Here is a 16,777-nt window from a genome sequence, read left to right on the forward strand (position 1 = left end):
TGTCCCCGCTCCTTTAAAAAAAGTGGCTCAAGGAAACTTGAGCCACTGTTGAAATTATTGAGATAGTTCGTTGATTCGCGCTTCGACTGCCGCACGTTTTTCGTTATAATCCTGTGCTTTTGCTTGTTCTTCTTCGATGACATGTGCCGGTGCTTTTCCGACGAAACCTGGGTTGTTGAGTTTTTTCTCGACCCGTTCGACTTCCTTCGTATACTTGACGAGTTCTTTGTTCAAGCGGGCGATTTCTTCTTCGATGTTGATTAAATCAGCCAATGGAATGAACAATTCTGCGCCGGTCACGATGGCACTGAGTGCTTTTTCCGGTGCTGCCATGCTGCGTTCGACAAGTAATTCGGAAGCATTCGTAAACTTTTTCAAATACGAGACGTTCGTCTCTAAGTCATGCTGTACTTGGTCGTCACTCGTCGAAATCATCAACTGGATTTGTTTTGACATCGGTGCGTTCACTTCGGCACGAATGTTGCGGACCGACCGGATGACGTTTTGGACAGCTTCGAATGCCGGCACTGCTTGCGGGAAGTCGAGTGTCTCATTTCGTGTCGGCCAAGCCGCACGCGTGATCGTTTCCCCTTGATGCGGCAAGTGTTGCCAAATCTCTTCCGTGATGAACGGCATGAACGGGTGCATCAGACGCATGATTTGGTCGAGCGTGTACGCAAGAATCGAACGCGTCGTCAATTTAGCGGCCTCATCTTCACCGTTCAGCGGTAACTTCGCCATCTCGATGTACCAGTTACAGAAATCTTCCCAAATGAAGTGGTAGAGGACTCGACCGGCTTCACCGAACTCATACTTATCGGATAATCGTGTCACATCAGCAATCGTCGTGTTCAGACGTGTCAAAATCCACTGATCGGCTAATGATTTTTCGCCCGTCAGATCGATTTCTTCATACGTCAGACCATCCATGTTCATCAGTGCGAAACGGCTTGCGTTCCACAATTTATTCGAGAAGTTCCATGTCGCTTCGATTTTTTCCCAGTAGAAACGTAGGTCGTTTCCTGGCGTCGAACCTGTCGTTAAGAACCAACGGAGTGAATCGGCACCATATTTTTCGATGACGTCCATTGGATCGATTCCGTTCCCGAGTGATTTCGACATCTTCCGTCCGTCCGAGTCACGAATCAGACCGTGAATCAACACATCGTTGAATGGACGTTCGCCTGTGAATTCATACGATTGGAAAATCATCCGCGATACCCAGAAGGCGATGATGTCATACCCCGTAACGAGTGTCGACGTCGGGAAGTATTTTTGGTAGTCCGCAGCATCCGTATTCGGCCAACCCATCGTCGAGAACGGCCAGAGCGCTGACGAGAACCACGTATCGAGGACATCGTTGTCCTGCTCCCAGTTTTCGATGTCGGCAGGTGCTTCTTTCCCAACAAAGACTTCACCTGTTTCTTTATGGTACCAGGCTGGAATACGGTGTCCCCACCAGAGTTGACGGCTGACACACCAGTCACGGATGTTCTCCATCCAGCGGACATAGGTGTTTTCGAACCGTTGTGGGACGAAGTTGATTTTATCGTCACCCTGTTGTTCAGCGAGTGCTTTTTCAGCGAGTGGCTCCATCTTGACGAACCATTGCAGTGACAAGTACGGTTCAACGACTGCATCCGACCGTTCCGAGTGACCGACCGAGTGCAGGTGCGGCTCGACTTTAATTAAGACGCCAGATTCTTTCAAATCTTCAACGATTTGTTTGCGGCACTCGAAGCGATCCATGCCTTCATATTTGCCGGCATTTTCGTTCATCGTCCCGTCTTCGTTCATGACGAGGACACGCGGTAAGTCATGACGGTTCCCGACTTCAAAGTCATTCGGGTCATGGGCAGGCGTGATTTTAACGACACCTGTTCCGAATTCCATATCGACATATTCGTCAGCGACGATCGGAATTTCTCGTTCGACGATCGGGAGCGTGATGGTTTTACCTACGAGGTGAGCGTAACGCTCATCTTTCGGATTAACGGCGATTGCCGTATCCCCAAGCATCGTCTCCGGGCGCGTCGTCGCGAGTTCAACGTGACCTGTTCCGTCCGTCAACGGATAGCTGAGGTGGTAGAACGCACCTTCGATATCTTTATAAATGACTTCGATATCGGAAATCGCTGTTTTCGTCGCCGGGTCCCAGTTGACGATGTATTCGCCACGGTAAATCAAGCCTTTTTCATACAGCTTAACGAATACTTCCTGAACCGCTTCAGATAACCCTTCGTCGAGCGTAAAGCGCTCGCGTGAATAATCCAGACCAAGTCCGAGTTTCGCCCATTGCGCACGAATCGTCGACGCATATTCTTCTTTCCATGCCCATGATTGTTCGAGGAATTTCTCACGTCCCATTTCTAAGCGCGATTGTCCTTCTGCCCGCAATTTTTGTTCAACTTTTGCTTGCGTCGCGATTCCCGCGTGGTCCATTCCCGGTAAGTACAGGACGTCGAACCCTTGCATCCGTTTCATCCGTGTCAGCATGTCTTGCAGTGTCGTATCCCAAGCATGACCGAGGTGTAGTTTCCCTGTCACGTTCGGTGGCGGGATGACGATCGTGTACGGTGCTTTCTCCGGATCTTGATCGGCTTTGAAATATTCCCCTTCCAACCAAAAATCGTACCATTTTTCTTCCGTCGCCTGCGGATCATATTTCGTCGGCATTGATAATTCCTGCATCTAAATCGCTCCTTTTATCCATAATAAAAACGGCTACTCTCGTCCTCATCTAAGGACGAAAGAAGCCGTTGCTCTTCCGCTGTACCACCTTAGTTCACCCCGAAAACGGGAGTGCCCTCTAGCCCGCGTAACGTGCGGAATCCGGATATCGCTCGCTCACGCTTACGATACCAGCTCGTGGGGTGACCTTCGTCAGGACACACTGTCACATCTCTCAGCCGGTGGATGTGTTCTCTCTTACAGTCTGTTGTCTGACTACTCTTCCCGTCAACGCTGTTTCCAAATTATTCTTTCCTTATTTTATCCGAGACGTCCATCACCCGTCAAGAACTCCTTAACGGTTAAATTCGACCTGGAGTTCTTTGAACGTCAGTTCGACGGCTTCAATCGTCCGTTCGATATCATCATCCGAGTGGACGGTCGATAAGAAGAGTCCCTCGAATTGTGACGGTGGGAGGAAGATTCCGCGCGCCGCCATCTTTTGATAGTACGAACGGAACATCTCGAGGTTCGATGTTTTCGCTTGTTCGAAATTCGTCACGGGTTGATCGGTGAAGAAGACACCGAACATTGCGCCGGCCCGGTTCGTCGTCAACGGAATGTTATATTTCGCAGCGGCCTGTAAATAGCCTTCTGCTAGACGATTTGCTTTTTGGTCAAACACTTCGTAGTGCTCCGGTTTTAATTGAGTTAAGGTCGCAAGCCCCGCTGCCATCGCAAGCGGATTCCCCGACAGGGTACCTGCCTGATAGATTGGACCTTGCGGCGCGATTTGCTCCATGATGTCACGGCGTCCGCCGTAGGCACCGACAGGCATACCACCACCGATGACTTTACCGAGACATGTGATGTCCGGTGTGACACCGAAGTATCCTTGGGCACAGTTGAAGCCGACGCGGAAACCGGTCATGACTTCGTCGAAAATTAACAACGTACCGTGTGCTTCCGTGATTTCACGAAGCCCTTCGAGGAATCCGGCTGCCGGCGGGACGAAGCCCATGTTCCCTGCTGCCGGTTCAACGATGACACCCGCGATATCGTCGCCATGTTTTTCAAAGGCCGTCCGGACAGCGTCCATATCGTTATACGGAACCGTCAGCGTCATGCTGGCGATTTGTGCCGGCACTCCCGGTGAGTCCGGAAGACCGAGCGTCGCGACGCCTGAACCGGCTTTAATCAGCAATGAATCCCCGTGTCCGTGGTAACAGCCTTCAAATTTCAAGATTTTCGTTTTGCCTGTAAACCCACGCGCGAGACGTAATGCCGCCATCGTTGCTTCCGTCCCCGAGTTGACCATCCGGACGACCTCGACGGACGGGACACGACTGATGACGAGTTCTGCCATCGCTGACTCGATTTCAGTTGGTGTCCCGTAACTCCAACCGCGTGTTGCCTGTTCTTGAATCGCCGCCGTGACAATCGGATCGGCGTGACCTAAAATCATCGGTCCCCACGATAAAACGTAATCGATGTATTCTTTCCCATCGATATCGTATAATTTTGAACCACTTGCCCGTTCGGCAAAGATTGGTGTCATACCAACTGATTTATAGGCACGGACTGGACTGTTCACGCCACCCGGCATGAGTGGTAATGCCCGCTCAAAGGCAGCTTTTGATTTTGAGTTCTGATTGGTTAAGCTCATTTCGATCCCTCCAAGTAACGACAGATGTCTTTCGCGAAATACGTGATGATTAAATCTGCTCCAGCACGTTTAAAACCAAGCATCGTCTCCATAACGATTCGTTCTTCATCAATCCAACCGTTGAGTGCCGCTGCTTTGACCATGGCATATTCCCCTGAGACGTTGTAGGCGACGATTGGTAAATCAATCCGCTCGCGCACGTCCCGAATGATGTCCATGAAGGCAAGCGCTGGTTTGACAATCATGAAGTCTGCCCCTTGTTCTACGTCAGACGTTGCTTCCCGGAATGCTTCACGGCGGTTCGCCGGATCCATTTGATATCCTTTACGATCGCCTTCACCTGGTGCTGAATTGGCTGCGTCACGGAATGGCCCATAATAGGCAGAAGCGTACTTAACGCCATAACTCATGACCGGAATATGGCTGAAACCATTCGCATCAAGTCCTTGACGGATTGCAGCGACAAAACCGTCCATCATCGATGATGGTGCAATAATGTCTGCACCGGCACGCGCTTGTGAGACGGCCGTTTGAACGTGCAGTGGGAGTGAGGCGTCATTATCGACTGTACCGTCCGCGACGATGCCGCAATGTCCTGTCGATGTATATTCACAGAGACATGTATCCGCGATGACCGTCAATTGCGGTGCGAGTTTCTTGACGAGACGCGTTGCTTCTTGAACGATCCCGTGATCATGGAATGCCCCTGTGCCTTGTTCATCTTTTAAATGATCATGTGGGACACCAAATAAAATCACCGACTCGATACCGAGTTTTACGATTTCGTTGATTTCTGCTTCGAGATGATCAAGCGATAGGTTGAACACACCAGGCATCGAACTAACTTCCCGCTTAATGTCTTCTCCTTCTGCGATAAACAGTGGATAAATCAAATCTGATTTATGCAAATGATTTTCTCGTACGAGTGAGCGAAGTGAAGCCGTATTTCGCAAACGGCGGTGACGTGCGAATTCTAATGTGTTCATAACAGTTCCTCCTCTAAAATACAGTCAATCAATCCGTCGAGCGTAAACGTCTTCGCGATGCGCAGAGGATACAGTCCCGCTACTCGCGCTGCTTGTTCCGTGACCGGTCCAATCGCGACATACGTCGCAGACGTTTGAAGTGCTAACGAAGCGAGTGCTTCGACGGCCGATGGACTTTGTAATCCGATAAAATTTGCGTCTGACAAACGTTCTCGTGGAATCCGTCGGATGTTCGTTTCATATGTCACGACTTCGAGGACGTCAGCTGAGACGAATTGTTTTAAGTGTTCGAGTGGTTCTTGGCGCGACCGATTCCCACGGGCAAAACAAATCCGTTGGTTCGGCAATAGTTGGTGCTGTAACTCGGCGACGAGAACATCACCCGTAAAGGCAGATGGGATGAAGTCAGCGGTTCGCCCCGCTCGTTCGAGGGCTTGCGCCGTTTTTGTCCCAACTACTGCAATTTTCGTTTTTTGTAATCGTGGTAAATCGGCCTTGATTCGTTCGACGCCTGTCGGGCTCGTCAGGACCAACCAATCAAGTGCCGGTGGCAATTCGAATGCAACCGGTACCGTCTCGATACTTGGTTCGTGAATGACTTCAATCTCTCGTTCCGCTAAACGTTGCACTTGCTGCGAGTTCGGTGGCCGACTCCCGGTCAGGACAAGCCGCTTATAAGTCATCCGGCAACGATGCGAGAATTTCGCGACCGCCGGCATCGAGTAACCGATCCGCGACGAGTTGACCGAGTTGCATCGGGTCAAGCGAAGTTTCGCGTTCGAGCAAGATTTGTGTCCCATCGACTGAACCGATGAAACCGACGAGTGTCGTCGATAAATCTTCGTTGATCGTCGCAAAACCACCAACCGGGACGTGACAGCTTCCTTCGATCGCGGATAAGAATGACCGCTCGGCAAAGGCCACTTTTTCAGTCATTTGATCATGAATTAAATTTAAAAGATCACGGATTTCCTGGTCTTGTTCACGGCATTCGATTGCCAAGATACCTTGACCGACAGCAGGAATCATCTCGTCCGTCGAAATGTATTCCGAGACGATTTCATCTGACCACCCCATCCGTTGCAGACCAGCTGCCGCAAGTAAAATCCCGTCGAATGGTCCTGTCTTCAACTTTTCGAGACGTGTATCAATGTTTCCGCGAATCGATTCAATCTTCAAATCCGGACGAAGTTTAAGCAATTGTGAGCCGCGGCGTAAACTGCTCGTCCCGACCGTAGCACCTTCAGGCAGGGTCGCAAGTCCGCCGCCTGTTGTTGTGATGAGCGCATCCCGTGCATCGACACGTGCAGGTGTTGATCCGATGATAAGACCTGCTGGAAGTTCTGACGGAAGATCTTTCATGCTATGGACAGCGAAGTCGATTTCTTCATCCAGCATCTGTTGTTCGATTTCCTTGACGAACAATCCTTTCCCGCCGACTTTAGACAATGTCACATCAAGGATTCGGTCCCCTTTAGTGATGATGTTCTTGATTTCGAATTCATATGGAGCACCCGCTTGTTTCAATTGCTCGATGACCCATTTCGTCTGTGTCATCGCTAGTTTCGAACTGCGTGAACCTACTATGATTTTTCGCATGCTAAAATCCCCCTGTACAATAATAAAGGGGCGGCACAAGTCCGCCCCATGCTTTTCTATTGTAACACAATTACAGCTTTGTTCACCGATTCACAGCTTTGCGTGGTTCAGAAGTTTCGTCTTGTAACACGACGTCTTCGACCGACGAATCAAACAGTTCTTCATCGAGTGCAAAGGTGTCCATGAACTGTGCAATGCGTTGTTCTGCATCTGGTTTTGCCGCGGCATCTTTAATGTATGAGAGCGGTTCACGTAATAATTGATTGATAATTGATTTCATGTGTTTTCCGATGACGGCTTTTTCACGGGCCGACATGTCCGGCAGTTTCCGTTCGAGGCTTTGCATCGTCTCTTGCTGAATTTTAAGCGATTGATCGCGCAGTTCCGTAATGATTGGAACGACACCAAGCGTCGTCATCCATCCTTCAAACTCAGCGATGGCAGCTTCAATCCGTAACTCGATTTTAGCCGCTTCTTTCATCCGTTCCGCCATGTTCTGTTGGACGATTGATGTTAAATCATCGACGTCATATAAATGAACACCAGGTAAGTCACCCGCTGTCGGTTCGATATCACGTGGTACCGCGATGTCGATCAACAGGAAGGGACGGTCACTGCGGAACAGTTGAGCAGCGGCGATATCTTCCCGCTTGATGATCGCCCGTTTGGCACCGGTAGAAGAAATGACGATATCAGCGCGAAGAAGACCACATTGCATTTCGTTAATCGAATGTGCAGACCCTTCGAAACGATTCGCAACTTCTTCTGCTTTCGCAAGCGTTCGGTTAAAGACCGTGATATCTCGCGCACCGGCCTCATACAAGTTCAACGTCGTCAATTCACCTGTTTCCCCGGCACCGATGACGACAATTGATTTATCTTCAAGAGAACCGAGTAATTGTTCTGCAAGTGTCACGGCAGCAGCACTGACAGAAACGGCACTCTCCCCGATTCCTGTTTCAGCATGAGCACGTTTCGCAAGCGTTACCGCTTCCTTAAATAGTTTGTTGAAGACCGTTCCCGTCGTTTCTAATTTTTGCGCTGTAAAGAAACTTGTCTTCACTTGACCTAAAATTTGCGTTTCCCCGACGATCATCGAATCAAGACCACTCGTCACTCGGAACAAGTGCTTCATCGCATCAAATCCTTCATGGATGAATAAATACGGTTCAAGTTCTTCCATCGTCAAACCGAACCAGTTCGCAAGAAAACGTTTTGTATAGTAGCGTCCTGTGTGTGGTTGATCCGTCACGACATATAATTCGGTCCGGTTACAAGTCGACACGATGACGCTCTCGAAAATACTCTTTTCATCTCGTAACGCCACGACCGCTCCCTTCATCTCATGTTCCCCAAATGAGACTTGTTCGCGTATTGATACAGGCGCCGTCTTATTATTTAAACCGACAACTACGATATGCATGCGCTCTACCCCTTACGTCTAAAGATTTCATTCTCCTCTATCTTTTGTTCTCTACTCTACATTATAACCATTATAAAAAAGATTCCAATCAATTTATAAACTAAAATGAGTCAAAGTTGTGAAAAGTATTCTTTCATCCTATCCCTCTCTCGGATAAATCACAAACCCTCTGCTCGAATGTTTCAGCAGAGGGCTTATCGTTAGGATTTGGAAGAATCGGTAATGATTGTTGAGTTCTCGGTCTGCAAGTCGAACTGTTGCTGACGTAAACGATAAATACGAGCAATGTTCTGGATGACGACTTTGGAGACAGCATATGTCGGAACAGCCAAAATGACGCCGATGATACCGGCGATTTTACCGGCGACGAGCAAGACGATGATGATCGTCAACGGATGAACTTTTAACGTTTTCCCTTGAACATACGGAGAAATTAAATTCGATTCAATTTGTTGTGCGATAACGATCGTGATGATTGCATAAAGCGCCTTGATCGGATCATCGATGAATCCGACGATGACGGCAGGAACAGCCCCGATATATGGTCCAAGATACGGAATGATGTTCGTCACCGTACAAAACAATGCGAGTAACAAAGCGTATTGAATATCTGAGATGAAGAAACCGATTAACGACATCAATCCAACGCAGAGTGAGACGATGACTTGACCATTGACGTAGTGCTTAACCGTCACGTGCATGTCATGTAAGATGTTACGTGTTTCTGCCTCATAGCCTTTCGGTAAAAGTTTAACGACCGAGTCAGGAAACTTGTACCCGTCAAGCAGCATGTAGACGAGAATGAACGGAACGAGCACGACGATTAGAACCGTCGAAGAGATGACACCGAAAATGGTTCCGACAGATGCCGAAACGGACTTGAAGAGCGTTCCGATATATGACGTCGCTTCATTCGTCCACTCGTCAAACAATTCCGTATTGTGTTGAACCCAATTCGAAATAAAACGATTGTCCATCAATTGATCGCGTAGATTCAACGTTTGATCACGTAGTTCTACGACAAGATTCGGGATGCTCGTGACAAACTCCGTCACCTGTTTGACGAGGATTGGACCAATCAACGTAATGATGAGCGTCAAAATCCCGACAAAAGCGAGTAAAACAATCAGGACGGCAAGTCCACGTTTTTTGACACGTTTTTGTAAGGCATCAACGATTCCAAGTGTAAAGTAATAAAAAATTCCTGCAATGATAAGTGGTGGGAAAATTAACGCAAGCATCACTTTAATCGGTTGGAATAAAAACGAGATTTTCGTCCCGACCCAGATGACTAAGAAAATCGTTAGTATCCAAAGTAATGCTTTAAACCATTTGTTTCGAAGTAAGTCCACGAGTAAGCCTCCTACAATTTTTCGTTTTCAATCGTTACTTGATTTTTTCATCTGTTGCCGCGACTTCATCGAGTCGTTGTCGTTCCATTTTACCCCATTGACCGCGTCCCGTCATGAACTGAATCAGTCCGCCGAGTTTAAAGAATACAAGAATCGGGCGATACCAAAACGACTCTGTCAATGACCACAAATACAGTCGAATCAATTCTTTCACGTTTTTAAAGCGGTGCATCGTCCACTCCTCGAGCAAGACAGCTCCTGCCGACAGCAATGAGCCGTACAATAAGGCGACTGTCAAAAGAACGATCCCAAATTCAAAGTTCAGCGTCCCGACCAGTAAGTTTAACGGAATGATGAAGTAACCAATCAATTCGACGATTGGTCCGAGGAGCTCAATCAAGAAGAAATAAAGCATCGACACGCTCCCGACGAATCCGTAACGGGGATTCCCGATCATGCGTTTATGTGCCCATAACGTCTCGGCAAGTCCACGGTGCCAGCGTGTTCGTTGCGAACGCAGGACTTCCATCGTTTCCGGTGCCTGGGTCCAGCAAACGGGTGACGGAACATACTCGATGCGCTTATTCAATTTATGTTCTTTCATATACCGGTGGAGACGGACGACGAGTTCCATGTCTTCCCCGACTAGTCCTTCCTTATATCCACCCGCTTTGACGACGATATCTTTTTGGAAAAGACCAAAGGCACCGGACACGATCAACAACAGGTTAAAGCGACTCAGCCCGAGACGACCGAACAAAAAAGCACGGAAATATTCAATCATCTGCATTAACACGATCCGTTGTTTTGGCGTTCGAATTTCAACGATTTCTCCACCTTCAATCGTGCAACCATTGACAAGGAAAATCGACCCGCATGTCGCAACGACCTCTTCATCGGATTCAACGATCGGTTTCATGACTTTTAATAACGCATCGCGCTCTAATACCGAATCCGCATCAAGCGAACAAAAATACGGATAGCTTGAATAGTCGATGCCAGCGTTCAAGGCATCCGCTTTCCCACCGTTTTCTTTATCGATGACGATGAGGCGTGCATCAATTCGTGAACGATAGACCGCCTTGACCGGTTTCGAACCAATCAAGATTCGGGGAAAACGTAAGTCCTTTTCTAATTCATATGTTTTAAACAGTTGCTCAATCGTCCCGTCACTCGAACCATCGTTGATGACGATGACTTCATGCTCCGGGTAATCAAGCGCGAGCAACGCTTGGACGCTTGTGATAATCGTATACTCCTCGTTGTAGGCAGGGACTAAGATGCTGACCGGTCGCGTATAGAGCGAACGCATCAGTGGTAGATACGAACTTTCTTTCCGACGAAAACGTTGCTTTCGAACCATTTGAGCTGAAATGAGATAAAGGGACGAATAAAACAGAATGACAAGAATCATATAAATGAGGACGGTCCAGGATAGGACATTGATAATGGATTGAATCAGTTCAGATGACATGTTGTTTCATCTCCTTCGCTAAACGCTCTGTCGCCTTTTGTTTTGCGTAACGGTCAGGGTGCGTTTTGGCCACTATGGCAAGTTGTTGTAACCCTCCGCACGCTAACAAAGCATCAAACGCCGCTGTCCGGACCCACCACGAGCGACTACTCACGAATGGCAAGATAGAAGGCAATGCCTCTTGTTGTCCTACGTTTTCTAAAAAGCGAAGCGCTAACATCTGTTCGACCCAACTCGTCTCCTCCTGCAGGTAAGGTACATACAGTGTCCAGTCTTCTTCAAGACCGATCCGCGTCAATGCGCGAAGTGCACGCTTACGTATTTCCGGATGTTCGTCCGTCGTTTTACTTCGCACGAGTTCAAGATACTGTGTTTCATCACGATCATGTATCAATTGCAGAAGCGCCATTTGAAACGGGCGGGTCAACTCTTCAAACTCATCTACCCAAATGGACAAATCATGACTTCGCCCCACTGCAAGAACGGCTCCAAAAAAACTCATGTCTTGATCCGTTTTCGCAGCTGCAATTGCGTATCGTGGAGAAATTGAAACGAGTGTCCGGATGATGACATCCCGCTCTTCTTTGGCGACGTTTTCTGCCAAACGCCGCTGAAGATGATCAGCAACGGATTGCAAACGAAACTGGGCAATTGCTTCATAGGCATTGAGTCGTCGGTCGATACGCCGATGTTCAATTTGTTTGTCGTAATAAGCGGACAAGCTAATCTCGACGAACTGATGAATTCGTTCTAAATAACTTTCTGTCGCTGTTAAGTTAGTAAAAGCGAATAATTCAAGTTCGACTAAGTCCTCGTACCCTTTTTTAACGAGCGGCATATCCGTCCGCTCCCCCATAGCAAACGTATAGAGGTCTTCCCGAAACTGCATTTGCCATTGCTGACGGGACTGCTCTTGATTTGCACGCTGCTGCTTCTGTACCACGAGATAAATTAACGCCCCCACTTGAAGAAGAATAAGTATAAAAATGAATGATAGAATCCAGTTCATAGCCTCACCTCTTCAACTTGGCGCACCCATGCTCGAAACTCCTCTACTTTAAGCGGTAACGTCATGATCCCGTCAACACCCCGTTCAATCGCCAACACATGATCACGTTCACGGTTATACATCGAAATCATAATTGAGTGAAACGGAACGATACTCTGTTGTTTGGCACGTAACAAAAGTTCAAGTCCATCCGCTCGCGGTAAGGCGGAAGAAAATACGAGAAGAAACGGACGACGAGCCACATGCTTTTCCAAAAAGCTTTCTGTCCGTTCATATAATGCCACGTCCTCAAATCGCTCGAACAATTCCCGTTCAAGCATACGCTTTAAATGTAGATCGTCTGTTACGACGACAACGTCCTTCACGTGCCGAACGCGTTTATAACGCATCAAACGATCCATTAACAACGCTTTCGATAAATCGATCGGTATGACTTCTCGTGCATTGTCTAGAAGATAAAATGCCTCTTCGTTCGCCTGACCAAGGTAGACGACAGGAATTCGTTCTTCAACGAACGATTCGGTCGCGACGACGACATCCGCGTATGAAAGAGCGGTCTCCATGCATTTTCCTTCACGCAATAATGCATGGATTGTTTCCGGCATCACGCCGACCGTATGAATGAAGAGGACTGCTCCCGTCGCATGCTCGACATCCGCTCCCGCGTATTCCTTTGTCGTAACCGTCTCTTCATTTGTCGTTTCGATTGCTGCTTCGATCAACCGCCACATCTCTTCTCGACGCATTTAATTCACTCCTTTGTTAAATGCTTCGCGCATCGTTTCATAAACAGGCTTCAGTTGTTCTTTTTGTTGAGGATTCGTCCATTTTGACCAACTGTAAAAACCGCGATCGACTTCTGGTATCCGGGTCGTTCCGATCTGCCCCGTCACTTCGATTCCTTCTGTCACCATCTTCGCTTCAAGACCCTCTTTCCAGAAGTCCCCGATGATTTCGTGTTTACTTGGATCACGCATATTCAACACCATCCACGGAATTCGTACTTCGATACTCGGTTGACTTAAATCAGATATATCCGTTAAGATGCTGTCCGCAGGTCCTTCATGTAAGACTCCTGTATCCCACTTCACGGCAGGCTTGACGATTTTTTTCGTCACAGGGTCACGCCGTGCATAATCAAGCATTTGATAAATCGGATTAAACTTACCACTGTTTTTTTCCTCGTTCGGAGGCGAAACCATTTCAAACGGCATCTTCAGCCCATAATGATAACGGAAGATATCGTACCGTTCGTCGACATCAATCCGTGCTTTTTCATCAATCAGCAGTCGGTACTCCGCTCCTTCTTCAAGCATCAAATCACCGACTTGTTGATTGCCGTCATTCGGCTTTGTTGATAAAGCAATCGTCGTCGGCTCGACTTGTTTCCGGTCGATTCGCAAGTAAAGGTATGCTTCGTCCGATGTCATATAGATGGCTTGATCGTTGTTTTGAGCGACTGGCGCATAGCCTTCCCAGTCATCCATTTTTCCGTCGATGACGATGTCTGAGCGTAAGAAACCAAGCATCCCGAAGTGCTGTTCACTTGTTTGAACGTTCGACCAGCGTGGTCGTGTGTCCGCATCATCGTAATCCATCGTATTCCAAGTTCGTTTAAACCACTCATCTTGCCAGATGAAGACAAGGCCGCCGGCAGTTTTCGCCTTGACGATGTCTTCGTAAAGATTGGCGACTAACTCACCTTGTTTTTCTTCACTGACATGCCCCTGGTCAAACCCGTTCGGACCAAGGTGTGTTTTGCCTCGGGAACTCGGGATGCCGAATTCCGATACGAGAAGTGGCATCTCGTGATATGCTTTCATTTTCTTCAAGTAACGACTGTATGACTCTGATCCTGCGTCCGTCTTTTTTCCAAATTCATCTTTGATGAAGGACGGATAATACGGATAAATATGATAGGAAGCGAATAGACCACCCGCAAAATTTTTCGTCGCTTTTAAATGATTAAAATCGATTGAGACGAGATCTTGTTCCTCTTCGACTTCTTCCGGGTGCGCGAGTGGATCCGTCGTCGGCCAATTGGTCGCTCCGATTGGTCGTGTCGTTTCGTACTGATCTAGTTCATGCGCTGTCGCTGTGTCCATTCGTCCCGCTAACCATGACTCGAATGGAGACGCATTTTTGGTCGTCGTGATGTATTTCCCTTCAAACCGCATTCCGTTATTCTTTTTATTCGTTTCAACGACTGTCTCAGGCAACCACTCAATTCCAAAGACGAAGGCTGAAACATACTGTGAGACATCCGATGTATATGTTCCTGAAGCGTGACCGACAACTTCTTTAACCACTGCATTGCCGTGAATGACATCGACCATCCGTTTTGCTTCTGTATCGGTCATTTTTAAAAACTCAGGATTATATGCGTTTTTAAGTTCCTCGAACGGCTTTTCTTCGACCCACATTCCTTGCATCAAGTAAATCGGCTGCTTCGCAGTAGCATTATATGCCTTCAGCGCATCATAAAAGGCTGGAGGATGAAGCGTATAAATACGAATCGTATTGATTCCAAGTTCGCCCATTTGCTTCAGCCACCGGTCATACTCGTTTCGGCTGATTGCATGTTCTCCCGGAAAGGCTCCGGGGCGTCCTAGTCCAACGTTGACACCCTTGACGAAATACGGTTTCCATTCGCCATCTTGATACATTTCGAGCGTATCTTGCCCACTGCGTGCTCGCGTACGCAACGTTTGATCGTTTACGGTCGTCGTAGGTAACGGCTTTACTTTAATCGTTGCTTGCTCCACCGGCTTCGTGTCTTCTAAAATCTGCTTGAGAGTCGGTGCATAGACTTTCCAGAAAAAAGCAGACTCACTTTTCGCTCCATCTAAAATAAATTGTTTGCGGAACCAATCTAATCCTCGGTATCGATAATAGCGTGGAATCTCTGCTACATCCGTGTAGTCACCTGCAAAATAATGGGCGCTCCCTTGTGTCACATAAGCAGGGAATTCAAGCGGAAGCTGTCGTGCGCGCAACATGGCTTGCGTTTGTTTGGAAGGTTTCCATGAAAAGTGTGCTTGTTGTTCCCCACCGTCCAGTTCAAGAATCTCAAACCAATAGTTATACCGTACTTCATCTTTGGCACGGTGCTGATTTTTATCCCACTTATAGAGCAACGGCGTATCATCATTTACAAAAAAACTTTCTCCTGTCGAATCATTGATGAAGACATAGCCTGGTCCGGACAGCTTGTATGCCTTCTCTTTTGCTTGTACTTTCAACTTTTCTTCGACGGTTTGATCGAGTCCTTGTAACTCACTTAAATCTGGAAAGAAGCGACCAATCCACCCCGTCCACGCCGTTCCGAATAATTGATGAAAGGCACTCGAGCGATCAGAGGCGGTCGGACTTGCCGCCGTATTGAATTCCGCTACAACTGTTTTTCCTTTCGAAATCGCATCCGTTGCTAAATCAACGTCTTCCGCCGTCAAACCACCGCGATGTTCTCTTTTCTCATCAACTGTATAAGACTTTCCGTATGTATCCGTAAAAAGCAACACGTCTGCGTTCTTCGCTTGCTTCAACATCTGCGCGCCTTGTGTTCCATCGTAACGATTGATGTAATCCGTATACTGATACTCTTCACTAGATTGATTGCGAATCTTCAAATAATTCAATAACCACGTCGTTCCTGCATGTTCACGTTCATCTTTACCGACCGTATAATCGAACAGGACGACATTTAAGGTTTTCTCTTTTTGAAGCAACCATAAGCCGAATGGCATCAAAATCAACAACACAACAATGAAGGCAATCCATTTATACCGTTTCACTTTTACACGTCCTTCCAGCAGTTCAAGTTGTTTCTATCATTGTAACTTGAATTCATCGCATCGCATATATATGGAAACAAAAAATTACTACAGGGATTTTTTGGATCAAGAAAAGAATACTCCGTCATCGTTTTCATCCTACACAAAAAAAAGCCAAAGTTCACATGAGGTGAACTTTGGCTACACGATGCGTCAAGCTGAAACGGATTTACGTGTCATGACTTACAGATGACTATAAATTGCTTCCCATGCCGCATCGACACCTTCGCCCGTTTCTGAAGAAAACGGAATGAATGTATCTTGACCATCAAATTGCAGTTTCCGCTTGATGGCTGCGATTTGTTTATCGCGCTGACCACGCTTGATTTTATCAAGTTTTGTCGCGACGACGATGACGGATAAGTCATAGTACTTTAAGAAGTCGTACATGATGACATCATCTGCCGATGGTTCATGACGAATGTCAACGAGTAAGACGACACCTTTTAGTATTTCACGTGTCGTGAAATACTTCTCCATCATTTTTCCCCAGGCTTCCCGTTCCGTTTTCGAAACTTTCGCGTAGCCGTATCCGGGTACATCGACAAACATGAGCTCATCATTGATATTGAAGAAGTTCAACGTTTGTGTTTTCCCGGGTTTTGATGAAGTACGTGCGAGTGCCTTCCGCTGGACGAGCTTGTTGATGAACGACGACTTTCCGACGTTCGACCGTCCTGCAAGTGCAACTTCAGGAAGAAGTGGTTCCGGATAATGCTCCGGATTGACACCACTTGTAATAAAATCTGCTTTATAAATTTTCAT

Annotated in this window: 12 protein-coding genes; all 12 read right to left on the bottom strand. The window is 47.4% G+C overall.

Annotated elements, in window-relative coordinates; translation table 11 throughout:
• Positions 1-54: 54 nt before the first annotated feature.
• Positions 55-2,691, bottom strand: a complete 2,637-nt coding sequence (locus KNP88_RS02880) for a valine--tRNA ligase (protein ID WP_214892209.1) — start codon at positions 2,689-2,691, stop codon at positions 55-57.
• 334 nt (positions 2,692-3,025) lie between these two features.
• A complete protein-coding gene (hemL, locus tag KNP88_RS02885) occupies positions 3,026-4,336 on the bottom strand; it encodes a glutamate-1-semialdehyde 2,1-aminomutase (RefSeq protein WP_214845198.1) in 1,311 nt (436 codons plus the stop codon).
• Positions 4,333-5,322 (bottom strand): porphobilinogen synthase, encoded by a 990-nt coding sequence (gene hemB / locus KNP88_RS02890; protein ID WP_214892211.1) that lies wholly within the window; start codon positions 5,320-5,322, stop codon positions 4,333-4,335. Before hemB ends, hemL begins: the two co-directional genes overlap by 4 nt.
• Positions 5,319-6,005 carry a uroporphyrinogen-III synthase gene (locus tag KNP88_RS02895; RefSeq protein ID WP_214892212.1) on the bottom strand — a complete coding sequence of 229 codons (687 nt, stop codon included), beginning with the start codon at positions 6,003-6,005 and terminating at the stop codon, positions 5,319-5,321. Before KNP88_RS02895 ends, hemB begins: the two co-directional genes overlap by 4 nt.
• Positions 5,995-6,921 (bottom strand): hydroxymethylbilane synthase, encoded by a 927-nt coding sequence (gene hemC / locus KNP88_RS02900; protein WP_088837553.1) that lies wholly within the window; start codon positions 6,919-6,921, stop codon positions 5,995-5,997. The genes KNP88_RS02895 and hemC overlap by 11 nt, the downstream gene beginning before the upstream one ends.
• An 82-nt stretch (positions 6,922-7,003) precedes the next feature.
• On the bottom strand, positions 7,004-8,344 hold the full coding sequence (hemA, locus tag KNP88_RS02905; protein WP_088837554.1) for a glutamyl-tRNA reductase: 1,341 nt from the start codon (positions 8,342-8,344) through the stop codon (positions 7,004-7,006).
• Between the two features lie 200 nt (positions 8,345-8,544).
• A complete protein-coding gene (locus tag KNP88_RS02910) occupies positions 8,545-9,696 on the bottom strand; it encodes an AI-2E family transporter (protein WP_214845201.1) in 1,152 nt (383 codons plus the stop codon).
• 34 nt (positions 9,697-9,730) lie between these two features.
• Complete coding sequence (locus KNP88_RS02915) at positions 9,731-11,170, bottom strand: glycosyltransferase family 2 protein (RefSeq protein WP_214845202.1); 1,440 nt, start codon at positions 11,168-11,170, stop codon at positions 9,731-9,733.
• On the bottom strand, positions 11,160-12,179 hold the full coding sequence (locus tag KNP88_RS02920) for a HEAT repeat domain-containing protein (protein WP_214845203.1): 1,020 nt from the start codon (positions 12,177-12,179) through the stop codon (positions 11,160-11,162). Before KNP88_RS02920 ends, KNP88_RS02915 begins: the two co-directional genes overlap by 11 nt.
• Positions 12,176-12,925 (bottom strand): response regulator, encoded by a 750-nt coding sequence (locus KNP88_RS02925; RefSeq protein WP_214892213.1) that lies wholly within the window; start codon positions 12,923-12,925, stop codon positions 12,176-12,178. The genes KNP88_RS02920 and KNP88_RS02925 overlap by 4 nt, the downstream gene beginning before the upstream one ends.
• Entirely contained in the window at positions 12,926-15,973 is a 3,048-nt protein-coding gene (locus KNP88_RS02930) for a hypothetical protein (protein WP_353048766.1), read from the bottom strand.
• Between the two features lie 222 nt (positions 15,974-16,195).
• Positions 16,196-16,777 carry a ribosome biogenesis GTP-binding protein YihA/YsxC gene (yihA, locus tag KNP88_RS02935; RefSeq protein ID WP_029331083.1) on the bottom strand — a complete coding sequence of 194 codons (582 nt, stop codon included), beginning with the start codon at positions 16,775-16,777 and terminating at the stop codon, positions 16,196-16,198.

This window comes from Exiguobacterium sp. H66 (assembly GCF_018618705.1).
In the GTDB taxonomy this organism is placed as follows: domain Bacteria; phylum Bacillota; class Bacilli; order Exiguobacteriales; family Exiguobacteriaceae; genus Exiguobacterium_A; species Exiguobacterium_A oxidotolerans.